General features: G+C 40.5%; 23 protein-coding genes. 18 read left to right on the forward strand and 5 right to left on the reverse strand.

Features of this window, described 5'->3' with window-relative positions; all coding sequences use genetic code 11:
* Positions 1-149: 149 nt before the first annotated feature.
* The 6 genes from F3059_RS00615 (at position 150) to F3059_RS00640 (ending at position 6,489) form a co-directional block, all read left to right on the forward strand.
* A complete protein-coding gene (locus F3059_RS00615) occupies positions 150-1,586 on the forward strand; it encodes a methylmalonyl-CoA mutase subunit beta (protein ID WP_151165995.1) in 1,437 nt (478 codons plus the stop codon).
* Positions 1,579-3,735 carry a methylmalonyl-CoA mutase gene (scpA, locus tag F3059_RS00620; RefSeq protein WP_151165996.1) on the forward strand — a complete coding sequence of 719 codons (2,157 nt, stop codon included), beginning with the start codon at positions 1,579-1,581 and terminating at the stop codon, positions 3,733-3,735. The genes F3059_RS00615 and scpA overlap by 8 nt, the downstream gene beginning before the upstream one ends.
* On the forward strand, positions 3,732-4,601 hold the full coding sequence (locus F3059_RS00625) for a mechanosensitive ion channel family protein (protein ID WP_151165997.1): 870 nt from the start codon (positions 3,732-3,734) through the stop codon (positions 4,599-4,601). Before scpA ends, F3059_RS00625 begins: the two co-directional genes overlap by 4 nt.
* On the forward strand, positions 4,588-5,676 hold the full coding sequence (gene corA / locus F3059_RS00630; protein WP_151165998.1) for a magnesium/cobalt transporter CorA: 1,089 nt from the start codon (positions 4,588-4,590) through the stop codon (positions 5,674-5,676). The genes F3059_RS00625 and corA overlap by 14 nt, the downstream gene beginning before the upstream one ends.
* 13 nt (positions 5,677-5,689) lie before the next feature.
* On the forward strand, positions 5,690-5,989 hold the full coding sequence (locus F3059_RS00635) for a YbaB/EbfC family nucleoid-associated protein (RefSeq protein WP_170264961.1): 300 nt from the start codon (positions 5,690-5,692) through the stop codon (positions 5,987-5,989).
* Between the two features lie 74 nt (positions 5,990-6,063).
* Positions 6,064-6,489, forward strand: coding sequence for a hypothetical protein (locus F3059_RS00640; protein ID WP_151166000.1), 426 nt, complete (start codon positions 6,064-6,066; stop codon positions 6,487-6,489).
* Here F3059_RS00640 and F3059_RS00645 read toward each other — a convergent pair.
* The 3 genes from F3059_RS00645 to F3059_RS00655 form a co-directional block, all read right to left on the reverse strand.
* A complete protein-coding gene (locus F3059_RS00645; protein WP_223274518.1) occupies positions 6,486-7,163 on the reverse strand; it encodes a Kazal-type serine protease inhibitor domain-containing protein in 678 nt (225 codons plus the stop codon). The two genes, F3059_RS00640 and F3059_RS00645, sit on opposite strands and share 4 nt — an antisense overlap.
* Positions 7,164-7,232: 69 nt before the next feature.
* Positions 7,233-8,678, reverse strand: coding sequence for a porin family protein (locus F3059_RS00650; protein ID WP_151166001.1), 1,446 nt, complete (start codon positions 8,676-8,678; stop codon positions 7,233-7,235).
* On the reverse strand, positions 8,629-9,213 hold the full coding sequence (locus F3059_RS00655) for an RNA polymerase sigma factor (RefSeq protein ID WP_223274519.1): 585 nt from the start codon (positions 9,211-9,213) through the stop codon (positions 8,629-8,631). Before F3059_RS00655 ends, F3059_RS00650 begins: the two co-directional genes overlap by 50 nt.
* A 183-nt stretch (positions 9,214-9,396) precedes the next feature.
* Between F3059_RS00655 and F3059_RS00660 the strand changes: the two genes are divergently transcribed.
* From F3059_RS00660 to meaB, 3 genes are read left to right on the forward strand one after another with little or no spacing between them, the layout of a single operon-like run.
* Complete coding sequence (locus F3059_RS00660; protein WP_151166002.1) at positions 9,397-10,134, forward strand: hypothetical protein; 738 nt, start codon at positions 9,397-9,399, stop codon at positions 10,132-10,134.
* Positions 10,135-10,141: 7 nt separating this feature from the next.
* A complete protein-coding gene (locus F3059_RS00665; protein ID WP_151166003.1) occupies positions 10,142-10,495 on the forward strand; it encodes a hypothetical protein in 354 nt (117 codons plus the stop codon).
* A 24-nt stretch (positions 10,496-10,519) separates the two neighbouring features.
* Positions 10,520-11,572, forward strand: coding sequence for a methylmalonyl Co-A mutase-associated GTPase MeaB (meaB, locus tag F3059_RS00670; RefSeq protein WP_151166004.1), 1,053 nt, complete (start codon positions 10,520-10,522; stop codon positions 11,570-11,572).
* On the opposite strand, the gene F3059_RS00675 is transcribed toward meaB, so the two are convergent.
* Positions 11,556-12,077, reverse strand: a complete 522-nt coding sequence (locus F3059_RS00675; protein WP_151166005.1) for a DUF7935 family protein — start codon at positions 12,075-12,077, stop codon at positions 11,556-11,558. The genes meaB and F3059_RS00675 overlap by 17 nt on opposite strands.
* 109 nt (positions 12,078-12,186) lie before the next feature.
* On the opposite strand from F3059_RS00675, the gene F3059_RS00680 reads away from it, so the two are divergent.
* From F3059_RS00680 to porT, 5 genes are read left to right on the forward strand one after another with little or no spacing between them, the layout of a single operon-like run.
* A complete protein-coding gene (locus F3059_RS00680) occupies positions 12,187-13,383 on the forward strand; it encodes a pyridoxal phosphate-dependent aminotransferase (protein WP_151166006.1) in 1,197 nt (398 codons plus the stop codon).
* Between the two features lie 6 nt (positions 13,384-13,389).
* Positions 13,390-14,385, forward strand: coding sequence for a D-glycero-beta-D-manno-heptose-7-phosphate kinase (gene rfaE1, locus F3059_RS00685; RefSeq protein ID WP_223274520.1), 996 nt, complete (start codon positions 13,390-13,392; stop codon positions 14,383-14,385).
* 3 nt (positions 14,386-14,388) lie between these two features.
* Entirely contained in the window at positions 14,389-16,218 is a 1,830-nt protein-coding gene (locus F3059_RS00690) for a TrkH family potassium uptake protein (protein WP_151166007.1), read from the forward strand.
* A gap of 5 nt (positions 16,219-16,223) precedes the next feature.
* Positions 16,224-16,949 carry a bifunctional demethylmenaquinone methyltransferase/2-methoxy-6-polyprenyl-1,4-benzoquinol methylase UbiE gene (gene ubiE, locus F3059_RS00695; RefSeq protein WP_151166008.1) on the forward strand — a complete coding sequence of 242 codons (726 nt, stop codon included), beginning with the start codon at positions 16,224-16,226 and terminating at the stop codon, positions 16,947-16,949.
* An 11-nt stretch (positions 16,950-16,960) separates the two neighbouring features.
* Positions 16,961-17,680 (forward strand): type IX secretion/gliding motility protein PorT/SprT, encoded by a 720-nt coding sequence (gene porT / locus F3059_RS00700; RefSeq protein ID WP_170264962.1) that lies wholly within the window; start codon positions 16,961-16,963, stop codon positions 17,678-17,680.
* Here the strand turns inward: porT and F3059_RS00705 are convergent.
* Positions 17,677-18,399: a TrmH family RNA methyltransferase gene (locus F3059_RS00705; RefSeq protein ID WP_151166010.1), complete on the reverse strand. Its 723-nt coding sequence runs from the start codon at positions 18,397-18,399 to the stop codon at positions 17,677-17,679. The genes porT and F3059_RS00705 overlap by 4 nt on opposite strands.
* A 39-nt stretch (positions 18,400-18,438) precedes the next feature.
* Between F3059_RS00705 and tamL the strand changes: the two genes are divergently transcribed.
* The 4 genes from tamL to rpsO all read left to right on the forward strand — a co-directional run bounded on the left by tamL (position 18,439) and on the right by rpsO (position 23,322).
* Positions 18,439-20,913: a translocation and assembly module lipoprotein TamL gene (gene tamL, locus F3059_RS00710; protein ID WP_151166011.1), complete on the forward strand. Its 2,475-nt coding sequence runs from the start codon at positions 18,439-18,441 to the stop codon at positions 20,911-20,913.
* A gap of 102 nt (positions 20,914-21,015) precedes the next feature.
* Complete coding sequence (locus F3059_RS00715) at positions 21,016-22,077, forward strand: class I fructose-bisphosphate aldolase (RefSeq protein ID WP_151166012.1); 1,062 nt, start codon at positions 21,016-21,018, stop codon at positions 22,075-22,077.
* Between the two features lie 43 nt (positions 22,078-22,120).
* Positions 22,121-22,963, forward strand: a complete 843-nt coding sequence (gene accD, locus F3059_RS00720; RefSeq protein WP_151166013.1) for an acetyl-CoA carboxylase, carboxyltransferase subunit beta — start codon at positions 22,121-22,123, stop codon at positions 22,961-22,963.
* A gap of 89 nt (positions 22,964-23,052) precedes the next feature.
* Complete coding sequence (gene rpsO, locus F3059_RS00725; RefSeq protein WP_151166014.1) at positions 23,053-23,322, forward strand: 30S ribosomal protein S15; 270 nt, start codon at positions 23,053-23,055, stop codon at positions 23,320-23,322.
* Positions 23,323-23,334 lie beyond the last annotated feature (12 nt).

The following is a 23,334-nucleotide window of genomic DNA, read 5'->3' on the forward strand; positions in this document are numbered from 1 at the left end:
TTTATCACGCCACACTAATGTTTAAGCTCCATTTCTTTTAAGATTACTCGAAACTCATCATCTTGATCACGATACTGAGTGAAAAAGGTTTTACATGACTCCTTTCATCAGTGTTTTTCTTAATTTCGTTTTCACAATTAAACAAACATATGAGCGAAACTCTCAGTTACGATTTTAAGGATGTTTCCTTTGATGAATGGGAAGCCAAAATCCTCAAAGATCTCAAAGGAAAAGATCTTTCAACAATAACAACTCAAACACTCGATGGAATCACCGTTCAACCTCATTTCAATCGCGAAAAGGTTGCAGACAACAAAGGTGTTCCCGGTAAACCGCATTATTCAAGAGGAGCCAAAATTGACACCAATGACTGGTTCATCACTGAGATCATCGAGGGATCTGACCAAAAAAAACTCAATGAAGCTGCTCTTAAAGCACTTCTAAATGGAAGTAATGCGCTTCAAATCAAAACACAGTTTGAATCACTTGACGGATTGCTCAACGATATTCAACTCCCTTACATTTCTGTATCGTTTGAAAATGAACAATCACTTTCAAAAAATATAGGTGCTCTCGAAAGCTTTGTGAAACAACACAAATTTACCTCAAATGAAATTAAAGGTTGCTACGGTGCAGATCCTATTGGAAAAGCCATTTTAAAAGGCTCCAATATCAACTACGAAAATGTTTTTGAGCTCATCGCCAGGCATCATGAAAATCTGCCCCGCTACAGATTTCTCAATATCAATGCTCAGCATTATCACAATGCAGGAGCTTCACAAGCCCAGGAATTAGCTTATGCGTTGAGTCACGGACACGAGTATCTGGTAAAGGCACTCGAAGCCGGTATTCCGATTGACGAAATCACAGCCCGCTTGCAATTTACGCTTGCTGCTGGTACAGAATACTTTACCGAAATCGCAAAATTCAAGGCTTTCAGAACACTTTGGAGCAAAATCGTAGCCGAATATAAACCGGAACACGACTGCTCACATTCTACTTATGTTGTGGGGCAAACATCAGCCTGGCAAACCACTATTGCCGATGAGTACAACAATATGCTCAGAGCCACAATCCAGTCAATGGCCGCTGCAAATGGTGGAGCTGATGAAATAACGGTACTCCCGTTCAATTATGCTTATGATGATCCAACTCCGTTCTCGCGCAGAATTGCACGAAACGTCAATCTCATCCTGCAGGAAGAATCTCACTTTGATAAAATTCTCGATGCTGCTGGTGGCTCTTATTACATCGATTACCTCACTGATCAACTCGCTCAAAAAGCCTGGAGGATTTTCCAGGACGTTGAGTCACTTGGTGGATTTGAAGAGGCACTGAAAAAGAATTTCGTTCAGAACCAAATCGAACAGATGGCTCAAAAGCAACATCAGCAATTCAATGACGGTGAAAGGGTTTTAGTTGGCGTAAACAAGTTTGCTAAGGAAGATGAGGATCTGACCGAAAAGATCAAAAAAGAAGCTCGTGGTCAGAGCCAAACCAAACCGACTGATTTTATGCCCATCAAGCCATCACGACTCGCAGCGGAGTTTGAACTCAAAAAAGCGGAGGAAAAAAGCAATGCGTAAAGACTTTAGCAAAATAGCATACTCACAGGATAATACAGACCAAAAACTTGCCGATTGGGAAAAGGAAAAAGGATTCAAAGCAGATCTTTCAACGCCTGAAAAAATCGCTCTGAAAAAAGTTTACGGTCCTAAAGATGCTGAAAAACTCAACCATTTAGGTTCTGTTGCCGGTATTCCTCCCTATTTGCGCGGACCTTACAGCACGATGTATGCTAGTCGCCCGTGGACAATCAGGCAATACGCAGGATTCAGCACCGCTGAAGAATCAAATGCATTTTACCGCAGAAACCTCGCTGCCGGTCAAAAGGGACTGTCAGTTGCTTTTGACCTCGCTACTCACCGCGGTTATGACAGTGACCACGAACGCGTAGTAGGCGATGTAGGAAAAGCCGGTGTAGCCATTGACTCGGTTGAGGATATGAAAGTTCTCTTCGATCAAATTCCGCTCGATAAAATGTCGGTTTCCATGACCATGAACGGAGCAGTAATTCCGGTTATGGCCTTTTACATCGTAGCAGCCGAAGAACAGGGCGTTGAACCAAAAGCACTTTCTGGGACTATCCAAAATGATATTCTCAAAGAGTTCATGGTGCGCAATACTTACATCTACCCGCCAAAACCATCGATGAAAATCATTTCAGACATTTTTGAGTACACCTCTCAAAAGATGCCGCGTTTCAACTCCATTAGTATCAGCGGCTACCATATGCACGAAGCAGGTGCTACAGCTGATATCGAACTGGCTTACACTTTGGCTGATGGATTGCAGTATGTGAGAACCGGAATTGAAGCCGGACTCAAAATTGACGACTTCGCCCCTCGCCTCTCTTTCTTTTGGGCAATAGGGATGAATCACTATATGGAAATCGCTAAAATGCGTGCCGGTAGACTGCTTTGGGCTAAAATGATAAAGGAGTTCAATCCTGAGAATGAAAAGTCAATGTCACTCAGAACCCATTGTCAAACATCGGGTTACAGCCTTACCGAGCAAGATCCTTTCAACAATGTGGCGCGTACCTGTATTGAAGCGATGGCCGCTGCGTTTGGCGGAACTCAGTCGCTTCACACCAATGCGCTGGATGAAGCCATCGCACTACCAACAGATTTCAGCGCGAGAATTGCGCGCAATACTCAGCTCATTTTACAAAACGAAACGGGCATAACGAATGTCGTTGATCCGTGGGGCGGTTCTTATTACGTGGAAAAACTCACTCAGGAAATTGCAGACAGAGCCTGGGAACACATCCAGGAAGTTGAAAAACTGGGCGGAATGACCAAAGCAATTGAGAGTGGCGTCCCAAAAATGAGGATCGAGGAAGCTGCTGCCAGAAAGCAGGCTCGCATCGACTCAGGTAGAGATGTCATCGTTGGGGTCAACCGTTTTGAGACTGAAGACGACATGGATATCGACATCCTTGAAGTCGATAATACTAAAGTGCGCAATCAACAGTTTGAAAGACTCAAAGAGTTGCGCGAAAAACGCGACCAGGAAAAGGTTGATAAGGCTCTGAAAAACCTCGAAGAAGCAGCTAAAAGTGGCAAAGAAAACTTACTCGAACTCTCTGTAGAAGCAGCTCGCCACAGAGCAACGTTAGGCGAAATATCGCTCGCTATGGAAAAAGCATTTGGCCGTTATACAGCAAACGTAAAATCAATTTCAGGCGTGTATTCATCAGAAGCAAAATCAGATAAAGAATTCGAGAAAGCGTGCAATTTGGCAGATAAATTTGCTAAAGTTGAAGGAAGAAGACCTCGAATCATGGTTGCAAAAATGGGACAAGACGGTCACGATCGCGGAGCAAAAGTGATTGCAACGAGCTTTGCCGATATCGGTTTTGACGTTGATATTGGCCCGTTATTCCAAACGCCAAAAGAAGCAGCTAAGCAAGCTGTTGAAAATGACGTTCACATATTGGGTGTTTCTTCGTTAGCTGCAGGACACAAAACACTTGTCCCTGAAGTTATGCAGGCACTAAAAGAATTAGGCCGCGAGGATATCATGGTCATTGTTGGTGGTGTCATTCCGCAACGCGATTACGACTTTCTCTACGACCAGGGAGTGATTGGCGTTTTTGGACCCGGGACTAAAATATCAAAAGCCGCTATCGACATCCTCAATATTTTGATTGAAACTGTACCCGAATCATGAATGAAGTCATAAACTTTTTACACCAATACCAAACAGTAATAACTGTAATTGTTATAGCCGTTGTTGCTATTCTCTTTGATCGGTTATTGAGGCTGAGCATGAATAAATTCTTTGGTGACTCATCGAGAGCTCTTAGAGCCGATTTCACCAAATACATCCTGCTCAAAAATGCGGTTAGCTTTATCATTTTCATGGTAGCAACAGGGTTAATTGTTTATAACGTTCCCTCGTTGCGGAAAATAAGCCTCACACTTTTTGCCGGTGCCGGTATTTTTGCAGCCATTATAGGTTTTGCTTCTCAACAGGCTTTTTCAAATATCATAAGCGGTATTTTTATCGTCATCTTTAAACCGTTTCGAGTTGGAGATGTCGTTAATATTGGCCCTGACAGGAGTGGTATTATTGAAGATATCACCCTTAGGCACACGGTCATCAGAAGCTGGCAAAACCGCAGAATTATCATTCCCAACTCGATCATTAGTGCTGAAACTATTGTGAATAGTTCTATCCTTGAAGAGTTGACTTGTGAGCATGCTGAAATCGGAATAAGTTATTATTCTGATATTGAAACTGCCTGCTCTACAATCGAGAAACTGGTTGCTGAACTACCTAACTACATTGACGCGAGAACTGATGAAGAAAAGAAGGAAGGAGATCCACTGGTCAGAACCAGAGTCATACGATACGATGACTCAGCCATCATTATCAGAGCCTATCTTTGGGCAAATGACCCTGTTGCTGCTTTCATTCTCAAGACTGAATACTACCGTGCAATCAAGAAAAGGTTTGATGAAGTTGGTGTTGAAATTCCATTCCCACATCGCACAATTGTGATGAAAGAACCAAAAGCTGATGAGAAAAAGTAGAGTCAAAAAGAAAGCATCTCATTTTAGTCAGAGCTCCAAAAAAGTTGGTCTTGCTCCGGGCTCGCTCATTTACACAGGAGAGGAGCGAAACTGGGAGCCTGAAATATCTCTGATCACGTATGACAAAGAAAATCTCGACTTGCAAAAGATCGATCAGTTTTCCCATTTACCTGATTTAAATTCAAATAAAGTCAGTTGGATAAATATTGATGGAATTCACGATGTGGATTTAATTAAACAAGTTGGAAGTAGATTCGATCTTCATTCACTTGTCCTGGAAGATGTGGTAAACGCCAATCAACGCCCTAAAATTGAGGAGTTTGAGAATTATCTTTTTTTCACTGTTCGGGTAATTAGGGTCGAGGAAAAAGACACTAAAATTCACGAAGAACAAATCAGCTTTGTACTGGGCGATCACTTCGTTTTGTCATTCCAGGAACACAAAGGAGATATCTTTAGTTACGTTCGCGAGCGTCTCAAAAACAAACTGGGTCGGTTGAGATCTGCCGGATCTGACTATTTGGTTTACGCACTTCTCGATACTATCGTGGATCACTATTTTGTTGTAGAAGAAAATATTACGCTCCGTATAGAAAACCATGAGTTAGATATTATTCAGAACCAGGGCAGTAAAAATTTGAGTCAAATGATCCTGGGACTCAAAGATCAGGTATTGATCATGAGAAAAGCAGTTGTTCCATTGAGGGAAGCTGTTGCTAACTTGAAAAAAGGAACGTCATCGCTCATAGCTGATGAAACCATCAACTTCCTCAATGACCTGTACGATCACATCAATCACCAAATCGATGGTGTTGAAATGTCGCGAGACTCTATCACCAACCTCATCGAACTCAACAGTATTTACCAAAACAACAAGCTGAATGAGATCATGAAAGTGCTCACCATGATTTCAACTATTTTTATTCCTCTGAGTTTTTTGGCCGGGCTGTACGGCATGAATTTCAACAATATGCCCGAACTGGAATACCGGTACGGCTATTACTGGGTTCTGACCGTGATGGGAATTTTGATAATTTTGATGATTCTATTTTTTAAACGCAAAAAGTGGTTGTGATATGTTTGGGGATATGATGAATAAAATCCAGGAAGCTAAAAAGCAGGTTGAACAAACGAAAAGTGAACTGGATAACAAGCAGATTGAGGTTGAGAAAAACGGTGTAAAGGTTGTGATAACAGGAAATGGAGCTGTGAAAGACATCCAGGTACCAACAAATTTTCAACAACTCGAAAAAGAGGAACTCGAGGATTTAATCACTCTTGCAGTTAGCGAAGCTGTTTCCAAATCAATCGATTTAAAAGAATCTTCATTAAAAGAGGCTGCTCAGGGGATGCTACCAAACATGCCGGGTATGGATAATTTGTTCTAAAGGTCGCGTTTTTATAAACCGGGGATTCGTTCAGTTTTCTTATATTCGGAATGCACTTAAACTGATGAAACCCCATGAAGTTGTTCCTTTTTATCCTATCCATTAATTTGGCTATTTCCTTTGATGCGTGTTGTCAAACAAATATTCTTGTGTTAAAAGGTTCTGTCTATTACAAGAATAACAGGCTGGCCGATGTTGCCATGAATGTGTACTCAAAAGGTGAATTGATTGAGACAGTTAAAACCAATAGTCGCGGTAAGTTTGTTCTAAAATTAACCGGAAAAGACAATTACACGGTTGAATTCAAAAAAGAAGGATATTTCGACAGGCAAATGATTTTTAGCGCTCATCCCAAAAATGACTTTGGACGGGAACGATTTTCATTTGAAATTGACATGTTCAAATTCAAAGAGGACGAAACACCGGAGGAAGTGACTAAAGTTCCGCTAATCGAATACATTCCGAACGAAAAGCAGTTCAAGTTCACACAAAATCTCTAGCAATCTTTTCCTGATATCTTAAAGTTGTGTACCTCAGCTGGTGTTTGACTACTTCCTTTGAATACTGATAAGTTAAAAGAAACAGAATCATTTGGGACGTACACATCGAGATAAGAGCACGTATCACACTGTAGTTTTACGGTTGAATACCACTGGAATCTTTCTCCTTCTTTTTTATCAAATCCTATCTCGATCGTTTCACCTTTACACGCTGAAAACTCAATTGAACCACAAACGCCATCACGGTATTGCTGAACTCCCGCAGCTTCGGCAACACATTCATTGCCGTAAGTATTTCCATCGCATCCGCAAACAGGTTTGTAATACTCCTGACAAGGTTTGTTTGAAATGCTATCGGGATTGACACAAGAGTCATCTGTTTGGCACCTACCGGTTGTCCAGTCTGAAATTCCATAAACGTAATAAGCCTCGCAGGCATTGCGGTAAGTGTTTCCATTACATCCGCAAACCGGAGAATCGTAATCTTTACATTCGAAGTTGTTATTTTTGAATTCTGCACTGTAACAGGGAGCAATAGTTGCGGGCTCAACTGCAGAGTCTTCTTTCTCACAAGATGTGAGAACATTGAGTAAAATTATGCAAAGTACTGCAAGGAGAAAGCTCCCCATGACTTTAAGAGCTCGTTTTCTTACCGTTCTTGTTTCAATGTCCATCCAAAATATCCTTTTAACTTCATCTTTAAGAGACAAGATATTCCAAAATGGTTGCATTAATTGAGATGATTACAAATTGAAGATTAGACCTGCTCTAACGGAATACCTTTGGGTGTTGTCCTCAAACGGGCTATCCTCGTTGAGATTTGTGAAATGAGAGAAACGTGGTTCTGAATATAGCATGATGCTTTTTGTGATCGAGTATCCAATTCCAACACCGGCATTTAGGCTCATATTCGTGAGGTAGTTTCTGCTCGCTCTACTTTCTTTCTCTTCAATATTGATTTGTGACGAATTGTACTGAATATCTCGCGACTGATAAATATCCACCGCTGCTCCTACTGATCCGTAAACTTCAAACCTGTTCTTTTTCACCCTGTAACGAACCTCTAATGGTACATTTACACTGCGCATTTGATAATTGAGGAAGAGCGTATCTCTAACTCTGTTAGAAATAATTTGCTCCTGTTCAACAAAGTGATTTTGAAATTGACCATCAGGAGTTGGAGGTCCGGCTGGTAGTGGCATCATGCGCTTCACCGTAATAGAAACCTGTTCTTCTACATCAAAGTAATACCGCTGATTTCCTGAAAATTTACTGTACTCAACCCCAGATACAACCGAAAAATGATTCCCTAAATCCAGTACTGCCTGAGCTCCAAAATCAAATGCGCTGGTAATCGACTTTGTACTTTCAAACTTATCGATTGATCGGTAATCAGCTACATCATTGGAGAAGTTGTAATAATTGAACTCGGCAAAATCTATCACCTCAGGATTTTGCAAACTCATTCCTGCAAATACACCAACACGCATTTTTAGTTTGCGGTCAACATCTGGAAGTTCATCAAAAGTGTAGTGATTTGATTTACTCGATAACTCATTTGTATTGAAATTATCAGATTTAATTTCAGCCGCCAACAACTCTATTTTTTCAAGCTCTGCGTAGTCTACAGTTTTGGGCTGTTTTACAGAATTATTGTTTGATTCCTTTGATTTGACCTTTGTCATTTCACGGTCAGGGCCAGATTCAGCTAACTTTTCGTCACTTCGTTCAGCTATATTGGATGCAAGCTGGCTATTGGTTGGGCTCTGATCGTTACGAATTTGAGAAATACCACTCTTATCAAATTCAGTTTTGTTATTTTGAATAGCGGGTTGATTGGCCTCTTGTGACTGTGATAAAAATTCTTTGGCCTGTTCAGAGCCAGATGATTTCTCTGAAACAACCTTTTTAGCATTGTTTTCTAACAGATCATCAGCAACATCATCGTAGTTGAAAACCATTGCAGTTGCAAAAGCCACTAATAAGGCAATTGAAGCCACCCATCTCAATGCCGATACATAATTCAATATGCGGTATGGTTTGCTGCTGTCGAGATCTCGCTCAATAGCGCCCCACACACCTTTTGACGGCTCTTCCCGAACATCACGTGCTGCCTTCCTAAATATGTCGTCAAACTCCCTATCCTGCACTTTGACCGTTTTGCGCAACTGAGCGTTTGTACAGCTCAATCACTTTAGTTTTCAATAATTTACGCGCTCTGGCTAATTGAGATTTACTGGTTCCGATTGAAATATCAAGCTTTTCAGCAATCTCTTTATGTGTAAATCCTTCAATAGCGTACAGACTAAAAATTTGTCTGTAGCCATCAGGTAAATTGTCTACCAACTTCATCAACTCCTCGTGTTCAAGACTTTGCATCGCATCATTCAAAACAGACTTATCAACCGAAATCGACTCTATTTCTTCATCTGCGCACCTGTATCGCTTTTCTTTATCGATGTACCTGAGCGCTGTGTGAACGAGTATTCTGCGCATCCAACCTTCAAAAGAACCTTCACCTTTGTAAGTTTTGATCGACTTAAAAACCTTGATGAACGATTCTTGCAAAATGTCCTCAGCAAGAGCCCTGTTTTGAGCGTAACGCATGCTTACACCAAACATTTTCGTTTTAAAAAGCTCATAAAGCTCCCTTTGACTCTTGCGATTTCCATCGCAACAGCCATCAATCAAACTATTGAGTCTTTTGGTGTAAACTAATTCCACGAGGGGTCAAAATTAATTTAAAATCAAGTTATAAAGTTATGAAATCTTTATTCATGGTTTAAGAAAACACTTTATTTTTAAAAGGTATGACTAAAATGAAAACAACGAAGCCCATTATCCGTTTAAATTAATAGTAAATTTCATGAAGATTTGTATTTTTGAATGACTGAAAACTGGAAGGATATGTTTAAGAATGTGGATATTATAGAGGAATTGACGAAGGAAAGAGCTAAGCAACAAACGGCTGAGAAAAACATCATTAACCAGGCAACCGCCATCATCAATGGCGATTTTCAACTTGAAAAATCAATTGAAAACAGGTTGACAAACCCTCATCAAGAAAGGAGTCAGCATTCAAAGTTTGATCAACTCGACTCTGATCTCATTTTTTCAGAATATACAATCGAAAATATTTGTACAAAGTACAGGCTGCGCTTTTTACCCTCTCATTTATTCCTGGGTGAAATTCCAAAAGAAGCAAAAGCCAAAATCAAAAAAATTGAAAAAGAAAACCAATTGACTTTTGAGAGTTTCAAAATTGTGGCTCCCGAAAGTCGGTTCAAGTTGAGAGATGCTACTGAAGATCCAATTCTTTTTGCAGATCTCGGTAATGGAAGCTATTACATGATTCACAAATGGGGTGACGACATGGGCTGGTACCGAAATGCAATTCACTACCCGATGAGGAATATTACTACTTTAGGGTTGACAGCAGTAGTATTGGGTTTGCTCACAACACTCATCCTTCCTGATTCATTATTCCCTCAAACAGAATGGAGTAACGCTTACGCATCAGGTTTAACAAAAATTTACATGGCATTTGTGTTCAGTGGCTTTTACTTTGTGTCTGCACTTATCATCGGAATTTTAAAATCTAAAGAATTTAGTCAGGATGTTTGGAAGAGTAAATTTTTCAATTAATAAAGTATTGAACATCAGTTTAATTACAGGGTTGATGCTATCATCAGCCCTTTTTTCGTGCAACTCGACAAGTGAAGGCCCTTGCGGATACACTGATCCTATGTTTGTCAAAATGGAAATCACATCCATTGAACCTTCAGATGAAGAAGGAATTTACAACGTTTGGCTTCAGTTTGATCAAAGCATTTTAGCTCAGGAAAAACAAGAGTTGGGCGATTTGCGAAATGTGAAAATCACTTCAGATTATCTAACTAAAAACCATCTTCAGGAAGGCATCACTTTAACAGGGAAAGTCTCTGAACTAACTGAAGGCGATTGTGAACCTTACGTATTGAGCTGGAATCACGGTTTCACTGATTAGTCTCAGGTTTCTTACATTTGAGGCATGAGTGAGAAAAGCGCCCGTGATAGAGCAATTGAGCGGTTCAGGTCCAAATCCCGAACAGCATACTCCATTGATAAAATCGTTAACGGAGTTTATAGCGGAGATGCTAATTTTCTCAGCAAAGCCATCACGCTTGTAGAAAGCTCAAACCCAACTCATCATGAGAAAGCCCAGCAAATCATTGAAAAGTGCCTTCCGAAATCAGGTAATTCTATTAGAGTGGGCATAACCGGAGTTCCCGGTGTTGGAAAATCAACATTTATCGAAGCATTTGGCGGTTACCTTACTGCCAAAGGACACAAGGTAGCTGTATTAGCCATCGACCCCAGTAGCAGTATGTCTCGCGGTAGTATTTTGGGAGACAAAACTCGAATGAACGAACTCAGTAAAAACGAAAAAGCTTTCATTCGCCCTTCTCCTTCATCCGGTGCACTTGGCGGTGTGGCCAATGCTACACGAGAGAGTATTATACTGTGTGAAGCAGCCGGCTACGATGTTATCATTGTGGAAACTGTTGGAGTTGGACAGAGCGAAACAACTGTTCACGGAATGGTAGATTTCTTTTTGCTGCTCATGCTCAGCGGTGCGGGAGATGAATTACAGGGAATCAAACGCGGCATCATGGAAATGGCCGATTCGATTGTGATCAACAAAGCTGATGGAGACAATGTCCAGGCCAGTAAAAATGCAAAACGCGAATATCAAAACGCTCTTCATCTATTCCCTCAAAAGCGGTCTATGTGGAGTCCGAAAGTGAAAACCTGTAGCTCGACTGAAGGTACGAATTTGGATAAAATCTGGAGTCTGATCGAAAAATATAAAGAGCAGACGATGAAAAACGGCTATTTTGGTCAGAACCGCACCCGGCAAGCCAAAAACTGGATGCATGAAAACATCAACGTCATGCTTAAAAACCGTTTCTATCAGAACCAGCTAATCGAAAATGAAATTCCGCATTACGAGTCTAAGATTGCCGATAAAGAACTCAATCCGTATAAAGCGGCAAAAAAATTGATTGAGCTTTTCGATAAATCGACTAAAAACGAGACCTAAACTCCCGCTTGAGTCCTTCAATAGCTACTTTTTGTGGTAAATGATCGAGTTGTGCTGTTATGCTCAAAATCATTTGCGTGAGATCAAATGATGAAGCATTCTCCTCACATTTAGATGCAGAAATATTGATAATCCTTATCGCTTCTTCTTTTCCCTGAACTACGAGTTTCCAGGCTTCGCTGGATACATAGAGTTGCTGCGTGAGATTGTGATCAAATTCATTGCGAATATTCGTCAACATGGCCATTTGATGTTGCTGAGCTGTTAGTTTACTGTTTTGAGACCTCATTGCAAGTCGGTCAGGAGAAATGCGTTCAAGAAATAAAATCAATCGCTCATAAGCCTGAATCTTGGTAGGGTTCACATGATCTTTCGATTGCTTCCTTAGCTCTAGAGCTTTCATTTTCTCCTGATTCTCATGATACTGCTGAATCACAAAATAAACAGTAGCGCCTACAATACCTGAAGGAATCAACAACTTAAACAGTTCAAACAAATAGTCCATATCAAATTAATTGGGCTCCAAAGATTAGAAATTTTCACTGAACCCCCACTCTCCACTACTTCGATGGCATATAAAAATCATTAGATTTGCAGTTCATCAATTGCGCAATATGAAACACGTTTCAAAGAGAGTCAAAGAGCTATCTGAATCGCAAACATTGCTAATGGCTGCAAAGAGCCGCGAATTACAAGACCGTGGAGTCGATGTTATCAACCTCAGTATTGGAGAACCTGACTTTGATACTCCGGAATTTATCAAAGAAGCTGCAAAAAAAGCTATCGATGATAATATCACGCATTATACTCCTGTACCCGGCTTTCCTGAATTGCGAGAAGCAATCGCCAAAAAATTAAAGAGAGACAACAAGCTGGACTATTCGGCTGGAAACGTAGTTGTTTCTACGGGAGCCAAACAGTCTTTGATGAATGTGGTTCTGAGTGTGATAAACCCGGGTGAAGAACTGATTTTGCCGGCTCCGTATTGGGTGAGCTACTACGCAATGGGTGAGTTTGCGCAGGCCAGTATCAAAACCATCAAAACGACAGTTGAATCGGAGTTTAAAATCACAGGTGATCAACTGGAAAAATCCATTACTTCAAAGTCAAGACTCTTAATATTCAGCTCGCCATGTAATCCAAGTGGTAGTGTTTACAGTGAGGAGGAATTAAGTGATCTCGTTCGTGTTATTCAAAAGCACCCAAATTTGGTGGTTGTAAGCGATGAGATTTACGAACACATCAATTACAGTGGATCGCACGCGAGTTTAGCACGATTTGAGGAAATCAAAGATCAGGTTGTGACAGTAAATGGTGTTTCTAAAGGATTTGCGATGACAGGCTGGCGAATTGGTTATATCGCAGCACCTGAGTGGATTGCGAAAGCAGCTATCAAAGTTCAGGGACAGTTTACCAGCGGAGCAAACAGTATTGCACAAATGGCTGCAAAAGCAGCTCTTGATGCATCTCCTGACTCTGTTTCCTATATGAATGATGCTTTCCTCAAGAGAAGAGAGTTGATTTTGGATTTACTGAAAGGAATTGACGGACTCAAAACAGCAACTCCGCAAGGAGCCTTTTACGTATTCCCAGATGTATCGCACTTTTTTGGGAAAGACACTCCTGAAGGAAAAGTGATAGCTCACTCGACAGACCTATGTATGTATTTACTCAATGAAGTTGCTGTGGCAACAGTTCCGGGTGAAGCATTTGGAGATGAAAACTGTATCAGGTTGAGTTACGCTACTTCTGAAGGGAATATCAAACTCGCAATAGAACGCATTAAGAAAGCATTGGATAAACTCAAATAATTTAAAGTGGATCAACATTTAATCAACAGGGCATTTGATCAGTTCAAACATCTCAAAGCTATTGTGATTGGTGATGTCATGATCGACTCTTATTACTGGGGAAAAACAGATCGCATTTCTCCTGAAGCTCCTGTTCCTGTTGTTTCTGTTCAAAAAAAAGAAAACAGACTTGGAGGAGCAGCTAATGTAGCTCGAAACATCAAGGCTCTAGATGCTGAAGTGTTCTTGTGTACTGTTATTGGTGACGATGAGGGCGGAAATACTTTTGAGTCGCTGATGAAAGATGAGAACATGCCGGTTGATGGACTCATTAAAGATGAAAAGCGGCCAACAACTATCAAGACACGCGTTATCAGTCATCATCAACAAATGTTGCGCATTGATGAAGAAACGGTTTCTCCGATCGATAGAAAGATCAATAAAAAGCTGATCGACCGCATCCAGAGTATTATTGATCGAGAAGATATTGACGTGGTCATTTTTGAAGATTACGATAAAGGATTGATCACGCCTAATCTCATCAAGCAGGTTATCACTTTTTGTCGTGAACATGGAGTTCCGGTAACTGTTGATCCCAAAAAGAAAAACTTTAAAGCTTACAAACACGCTACTCTTTTTAAACCAAATTTGAAAGAACTGAGAGAAGGTTTAAAAATTGAATTGCCAGAAGTAAACAAAGAGAGCCTGGATAAAGCAATAGCGCTTTTGAATGAGAAAATTGAAGTTGACCAGGCATTAATAACACTGTCAGAACGCGGTGTTTACATAAATACAGCTCAGGGATCAAAAATAATCCCGGCTCACATTCGAAATATTGCGGATGTCTCAGGAGCAGGCGATACTGTTATTGCAGTTGCTTCACTTTGTTTGGCACTCGGAATGGAACCAGAATTCACTGCCCAGTTGGCTAATTTAGCTGGCGGACTCGTTTGTGAGCAAATTGGTGTGGTTCCGATCAATAAAAACCTACTTGAAGACGAAGCTTTAAGATTGAGTAAGTAATTTATGGATATCAATCAGCTTAGAGAAAAGATTAACCTCTTCATTTACGACAGTAAAACAGAGGTTTTGCGGTGGCTGAATATTATCAGCTTGCTCGTTTCAATTAGCTCGGTTGGTGTCATCATTTACTACTACGGTTACAAGCACTCTCAGGAGGTTCTTGATTCGCTTTTCCTCTTCATGCAAGCCACATTTGCTTTTTACATTATTCGTTATGTGGTAAGAATCATCTATGATTTTGAACCAAAAAAATTCTTCAGGCGAACCTGGCTAGAAGGCCTGCTCATCACGATGCTCATCGTGGATGCAATCAGTTACAACTTTGCAGGTACACTGGTGATTCAGCAATTCTTTCAGAATATTGGTTTCCAAAACTTCACTGGCTTTTCCACCATCTTTCTCCAGGTTTATATTCTCATTATCGTAGCGATAGATCTTAAAAAAGAATCACAAATTCTCCCTAGAATTAAGATTAACCCACCAAAGCTCTTTGCCATTACCTTCTTGATTTTAATGGCTATTGGAACATTTTTACTGATGTTGCCGGAGATGACTGTTGCTGAAGGAAGTATGTCATTTCTCAATGCTCTGTTCACCAGTACCAGCGCCTCATGCGTCACCGGACTAATCGTGGTTGATACGGGAAGCTATTTCACCTTTAAAGGACAATTTGTTATTTTAATTCTCATGCAGCTTGGTGGGCTTAACATTGTTTCATTTGGTTCATTTACAGCTCTCTTTTCAAAGTTTGGTGTTGGAATGCGACACCAGGATTCTCTCGAAGATTTCATCTTTAAAAGTTCAGTTTTCAGCAGCAAAGGATTGCTCGGTAAAATCATAATCGGAACTCTGGTTTTTGAATTAGTAGGCACCTCAATAATTTTGTGGTTGATGGAAAGCGAATTCCCTGATCAAGCTCTCGGAGATAATCTTTTCTTTTCACTTTTCCATTCTGTAAGTGCGTTCAATAATGCAGGATTCTCCACTATAAGCGATGGTTTCTTCAACGAGTTTTATCGATATTTCTTTATCCTACATCTGGTAGTAGCAATTTTGATCTTCTTTGGAGCGCTCGGATTTGATACGCTGATCGATTTATTCAATGTAAAGTCGATGCGGGAAAGATTGAAGTACCCGTGGAAAAGACCAAAAGTTGGAACAATGGTCAACATATACACGACTATTACTTTAGTCGTTTTGGGTACAATAGCTTTCCTGATTTTTGAGAAGCAAAACAGCTTTGCCAATTACGGTACTGTAGAATCCATCATCACAGGGCTTTTTCAATCAATAACACTCAGAACCGCAGGTTTCAACACTCTCGACTTTAGTCAGATGGCTATTCCCACACTGCTCATTGCAATGATTTTCATGTTCATTGGTGGTGCTTCCAGCTCTACTGCTGGCGGAATAAAAACTTCTACATTCTCTATTCTTATCTTATCAGCTTATTCTGTTATTCGAAGGAAAAAACACATCGAAGTCTTCAAGAGAACAATTCCACAGGATATTGTTTTCAGAGCATTCAGCACACTTATGTTTGCTTTGACTATCATACTTATTGGAATTATAGCACTATCTATAAGTGAGCAGGAATTGATCGCGAGTGAACAATTCAGGCTCATAGACATTATTTTTGAGGAAGTCAGCGCATTTGCAACCGTAGGCGTTTCCACGGGAGTCACTTCTCACCTGAGCGAATTGGGAAAATCAATTATTATACTTTCCATGTTTGTTGGAAGGGTGGGAACATTAACCGTTGTTTTCGCGTTGAGCAGTTCTATTGTCAGTACAAATTATAAATATCCTGATGAGCACATGCTTATCGGTTAAAGCTTATGTCCAAGAACGTTACTCCATACGATAAAGAAGCTACGAAGAAAGAACAGGTAGCTGAAATGTTTGATAATATCGCGGGAAACTACGATTTCCTCAACCACTTTCTCTCACTGGGGATTGACATATTGTGGCGCAAAAAAGCGATCAAATTATTGAAACCTGTGAAACCCAAAACGGTTCTGGATGTCGCTACAGGAACAGGTGATTTTGCTGTTCAGGCTTTGGATTTAAAACCCGAAAAAGTAACGGGGGTCGATATCTCCAACAAAATGCTTGATGTTGGACGGGTAAAAATGAAAAAGAAAAATGTGGAAGACATTGTTGAGATGAAGTATGGAGACAGCGAAAACCTCCCATTTGAAGATGAATCCTACGATGCCATCACAGTTGCTTTTGGTGTGAGAAACTTCGAAAACCTTGAAAAAGGGCTGGCTGAGATGCATCGCGTTCTGACCAAAAAAGGAAAAACGGTTATCATCGAGTTTTCAAAACCTCAGCACTTCCCCATCAAGCAGCTTTACAACTTTTACTTTAAGTCTATTTTGCCAAACCTGGGGAAATGGGTTTCTAAAGATCAACGTGCTTATACCTACCTTCCAGAATCAGTTGAAGCATTCCCTTATGGACAAAAGTTTCTCGATGTAATGGAAAGTGTGGGCTACACAAATACTAAGTGCATCCCGCTTACGTTTGGTATTGCAAGCATTTACACAGGTGAGAAATAAATCGGAAAAGGTTGATAGTTAGACTTTTGAAATACGGTATCCTTTTGTTTATTGCGTTCATTTTCAGCGAACTGGCACAAGCACAGCTGGAAAGACCAAAAAACCTCCGTTTTTTTGATGAAAAGAAAGTTCACTTTGGTTTTACACTGGGAGTCAACACAATGGGCTACAACCTCAACACTGACCTCACGAAAAACGACTCACTCGTTTCAGTTGAAACAAACAGGCAAAGCGGATTTAACATCGGGATTGTGAGTTCATGGCACATTACCCGTAAATTCAGTTTGCGTTTTTTACCTACGCTCGCATTTGGACAGCGAAATCTCGATTACCTCTTCCAGGGTGAGTCAGATAATTCACTAGAAACAAAGCAGGTTGAATCGACTTACCTTCAGTTTCCTTTGAATTTCAAATATCGGTCAGAGCGCCTCAATAATTTCGCTGCTTATGTTGTTGGTGGAGCCAATTACAGCCTCGACCTCGCCTCTCAGTTTGATACCGATAATAAAGTGCCAGTATCAGAACAAGTTATTCGGCTCAAAAGACACAACGTCATGTACGAATTTGGAGTTGGATTCGATTTTTTCCTCGAGTACTTCAAATTCTCACCTGAAATCAAAGTTTCACAGGGAATCAACGGAGTCTTGATTCAGGACAATACACTGTGGAGCGATCCGATTGAAAAACTTACACCTCGGATGGTTTCCATCTCATTTCACTTCGAGGGCTAAACCCAGTAACTCAAAATAATTCCAGTCGCCACAGCAACATTCAACGACTCAGCTCCTCCCCTTTTCTCAATGGTTACCGAGAAATCGAGTAGTTTTTGAATTTCAGGACTTATCCCGTGAGATTCGCTTCCCATGACCAAAACTGCTTTTTGAGGAATTGTATCGCGATCGAGCTTTTTACCGCTCATCTCAGCACCAACAATTGAGTATCCTTTAGCTTTTAATTTCTCAATTTTTTCGGTCAGATCCACTCTAGCTAACCGAGTTCGGAATATCGAGCCCATTGATGATTGAATGACTTTGGGATTGAATTCGTCAACAGTTTCTTCAGAGCACAAAACCGTTTCAATTCCAAACCAATCGGCAATACGCAGAATCGTACCCAAATTACCGGGATCATTGATACCCTCAACAGCTAATATTTTATCTGATGAAATTTTGAATGATTTATCTGGAAATTTGACCAGTGCCATGATTCCGGGCGGATTTTTCATCGATGAAATTTGCGACAACTCTTTCTGTGAAACTTCCTGTACAGCAAAGGAACTGGGAGTTGGCGGAGTCTGGCTCTGACCGTGATAAACTGCTTCAACTTCAAAGTCGCTTTCTATCGCTTCCTGAACCAGTTTTTCGCCTTCAACAAGGAATTTTCCATGTTCATTCCTGAACTTTTTTTGGCGCAGAGACCGTAAAATTTTTAATTCCCTTTTTGAAAGCATTTCACCACAGTTTAATCATTAGTTTTGCAAATCTATCACATGGGCTTGAATTACTACGTAAAATATACGCTTTTGGCGATTGCTCTAACAATTGCGTTAGGAGCCTGCAACAGCACCAAGTATGTCCCTCAAGACAAGTATTTGCTCGTTAAAAACGAACTTAAAAACAATGCTAAAACTGTTGACGAGGATGAGATTAAGGCCGTAATCAAGCAAAAGCCAAACAAAAAAATATTTGAACTTTTCCGTTTTAACCTGTTCGTTTACAACCTTTTTGACTCTGCCAAAGTCGCTAAGCGAAATGAAAGGAAACGCAAAAGACTGGAAAAACGAAACGATAGAAGAGTTGAAAAAGGAAAAGAGCCAAAAGAGTTCAATCCAGTTCTATCTCATCGGATCAAGTATAAGATAGGAAATGCTCCAGTTGTATTCGATTCTATTTTCATGAATAAATCAGTAACTGATTTGAGCCTTTTCCTTAAAAATAACGGGTATTTCAACAATCGCGTATCAGCTAAACCGGTTAGAGATACGAATAGCAGGAAAGTTACGGTTCAATATGAAATTAAAGCAGGAAAGCCTTATAAAATCAAGGAGGTTGCTTACTCGATAGATGACAAGGATTTGTTACCTGCTATTAAAAAGGCGACAAAAGAAACTTCATTGAGAAACGGTGCTATTTTTAGTCTGGAAGAAATTGATGACGAGAGACAGCGACTCACAAAATCGATGAGAGATCAAGGCTACTATTACTTTAATCAAAATTTTGTTACCTATGAAGTCGACTCTACAATAGGTAACCACCGCGTTTACATCAGGCAAAAAGTCAATAACCCCGTCACAGAAGAAAGACTCCCATCAGGAGAAGATACGCTAGTAGAAAAAATGCATCAAAAATACCGTGTACAAAATGTGTATATTAACACTAACTACTCCACAGAGTTTCAATCAGTAACAAATGACACGGTTAAGTATGACGATCTCTACTTCGTCAACACCAAAAAAAGCAATTACAAACCAAGAGTGCTAGCCGATGCGATATACATTGCGCCAAATGAATTTTACTCACAATCCAGGCAGGAATATACTTACGACCGTCTTTCATCTCTTAATAACTTCAGGTTTATCAACATTCAGTTTGAAGAAGCCGGTAATGATACAGCTCTTTTAAACTGCTACATCAACCTCACCCCTATTCTGCGACAATCTGTTTCAGCTGAAGCTGAAGGAACCAATACTGGTGGTAACCTCGGTGTCTCAGGAAATCTAGGTTACACGAACAGGAACCTTTTTAAAGGAGCCGAAATGTTTCGGGTTAGGCTCAGAGGTGGTGTTGAAGCACAACAAACGAACAACCCTGTTGAAGGAGATCAGGAAACGCAAGGATCAAATCTAGAACGAATTTCACCTTTCAACACAACAGAATACGGTATTGAAACATCACTCTACCTACCAGATCTACTTCTACCAAAAAATGTTTACCGTTACGAATTACCTAATTACAAGAATCCTAAAACCAATGTCAACCTCAACTTCAATTACCAAAGACGCCCCGACTTTACGCGTAACTTGATCAATACCTCTTACGCCTATTTTTGGTCTGGAAACACCAAAAACAGCAATGATTACGCTTTTTATCCTCTTAACTTATCGATTATCCGAATTGATAAACGCGATTATTTTGATCAGCGATTGCGAGATCTTCAAAACCCGTTTCTACTAAACACCTACAGTGACCACCTGATTGCAGGTAGTAAATTTAATTACACCTGGACCAATCAAAACCTTCGCAAAAATCAAAACGCTATTTGGAATCGTGTAACGGTTGAAACAGCCGGTAATTTACTCGCCCAGAGCAGCGATTGGCTCGGACTAAATAAAACAAACGGAGAATACTACGAGCTCTTTGGTATTCGCTACGCACAGTTTGTCAAAGTAGCCAACGATTTTAGAGTCTACAACAACATCACAAAAAACAGCAAAATGGCTTATCGGTTCCATGCCGGAGTTGGTGTGCCTTACGGTAACAGAAATGTACTGCCTTACGACAAAAGCTTTTTTGCAGGAGGAGCAAACGATATAAGAGCATGGACAGCTCGTTCCCTTGGACCCGGTTCAACTCCAGATTCTGTAACAGCAGGCATTGATCAGGTTGGAGATGTTCTCCTAGAAGCAAATGTTGAATACAGAGCCCAATTGACTGATATGTTTGAAATTGCCTTCTTTGCCGATATGGGAAATATTTGGGTACTGGAAAGAGATCAACAGGTGGAATCATCAATTTTTAGATTTGACCGTTTTTATGAAGAAATCGCGGTCGGAACCGGAATTGGTTTTCGTTTTGATTTCAGCTTCCTGCTACTCCGCTTAGATTGGGGTGTGCAAATGCGAGATCCCGCTCTGGCTGAAGGAGAAAGATGGATTTTTCAATCCAAAGACCTATACAATGAAGCCAATCAAAACAACTACAATATGCGGAGTACATTTAACTTAGGAATTGGGTATCCTTTTTAGTCTGCACCTCTTCACTTACATGATTCTAAATTTGCAAACACCTTAACAATTTATTTTTAGCTTTGTCGGCTCAAAGCAAATCAACAAAGATATACCTAACATATGTCAGCGATTAATAAAATTCAGGAGCTCCTTGGTGACAAGGCCGATAATCTTTTGAGCCACGTTTCAAAAACAATCTCAAAAGAACAACTTCACCTACCGGGAAGCGACTTTGTTGACCGCGTTTTTTTAAACAGCGATCGCAATCCTCAAGTATTAAAAAGTCTTCAATCTCTATATAATCACGGTAGACTTGCAGGTACTGGTTACCTTTCTATACTACCGGTTGATCAGGGTATTGAGCACTCGGCAGCAGCATCGTTTGCTCCAAACCCAATTTACTTCGATCCGGAAAATATCGTAAAACTCGCAATTGAAGCAGACTGTAACGCAGTTGCCTCAACTTTTGACGTGTTGGCTTCTACAGCGAGGAAATACGCTCACAAAATACCGTACATCGTTAAGATCAATCACAACGAATTACTCACTTACCCCAGTACTTTTGATCAGATCCAGTTTGGTACGGTTGAGCGTGCCTGGGAGATGGGTGCAACAGCAGTTGGTGCCACTATCTATTTCGGATCTGAACAAAGTGATCGCCAAATTCAGGAAATCGCACTCGCATTTGAGCGCGCTCACGAACTTGGAATGGCTACTATCCTGTGGTGCTACCTCCGCAATAGCGACTTCAAAAAAGATGGTACAGATTATCACACCTCAGCTGATCTTACAGGACAGGCAAACCATATTGGTGTAACAATTGGTGCTGATATCATCAAGCAAAAGCTCGCGACAAACAACGGAGGTTACAAAGCATTAAACTTTGGCAAAACACACGACAAGGTTTACAGCGACTTGACATCAGACAACCCGATTGATCTTTGTCGTTACCAACTAGCAAACTGCTACATGGGACGCAGAGGACTTATCAACTCAGGAGGTGCTTCAGGAGGCGACTCAGATTTGGCAAATGCTGTTGAAACTGCAGTTGTCAATAAAAGAGCTGGTGGATCAGGATTGATTCTCGGTCGCAAAGCTTTCCAAAAGCCGATGAAAGAAGGAGTTGAAATCATCCGCTCTGTACAGGATGTTTACCTTGAAAGCGAGGTAACGATCGCATAAAGAAATCGTCTCGATTTCATGTATCACTTAAAATACACTCATTATGAGTTGGTTTAAGCGAATTAAAAAGGGTATTACTACCCCTACAAAAGATAAAAAAGAAACACCTGACGGTCTTTGGTTCAAGTCTCCAAAAGGACACATCATTGAAACGTCAGAACTCGAGAAGCACGCTTATGTTGTACCGGCTGACGGTTACCACAAGCGCATAGGATCTGACGAGTATTTCAATCTCATTTTTGATGAGGGAACAATGAAAGAGATCAATAAATCACTCTCTTCAGGTGACCCGCTCAAGTTTGAAGATACGAAGAAATACACTGACAGAGTTAAAGCTTCTCAGCAAAAAACAGGTCTCAAAGATGCTATCAGAACCGCACACGGAAAAGTTGACGGTCAGCCGTTGATGATTGCCTGCATGGATTTTAAATTCATCGGTGGTTCAATGGGATCTGTAGTAGGTGAAAAGATTTCCCGCAGTATAGACTACTGCATCAAGCACAAAACGCCATTGATGATTATTTCAAAATCAGGTGGTGCACGTATGATGGAAGCTGCATTTTCACTCATGCAAATGGCAAAAACATCAGCTAAGCTTACTCTTTTGTCTCAACACAAAATTCCGTACATCAGCTATTTGACTGATCCAACAACCGGAGGTGTTACGGCATCTTTTGCTATGTTAGGCGATATCAACATCGCTGAGCCGGGCGCTCTTATTGGCTTTGCCGGACCAAGAGTAATCAAGGAGACAATCGGTAAAGATTTGCCAGAAGGTTTTCAAACATCTGAATTTTTGCTCGAGCATGGCTTTCTCGACTTCATTGTCGATAGGCGTGAACTACGCGATAAACTCTCTCAGACACTGAGATTGTTTAAAAATTAAGAAATTACAAAAACAGTCGCTTTAAATTATCTATATTTGCGGCTTCGATTACGGTCGAAATACATAAAAATCATTTAAATAATATTGGCATGTATTTAACAAGCGAAAAGAAAAAAGAAATTTTTAAAGAGTTTGGTGGCTCTGAAGGAAACACCGGTTCAGCTGAAGGTCAAATTGCATTGTTCACTCACCGCATTGACCATTTAACAAAGCACTTAAAGAACAACAAAAAAGATGCTTCAACTCGTAGAGCACTTATCACACTCGTTGGTAAAAGACGCTCACTTCTCGATTACTTAAAGGCTAAAGATATTGAAAGATATCGTGCCATTATCAAGAAATTGAAGCTTCGTAAATAATTTTACAGGAAA

Origin of the sequence: Salibacter halophilus, assembly GCF_008806325.1 — a bacterium.
In the GTDB taxonomy this organism is placed as follows: Bacteria; Bacteroidota; Bacteroidia; order Flavobacteriales_G; family Salibacteraceae; genus Salibacter; species Salibacter halophilus.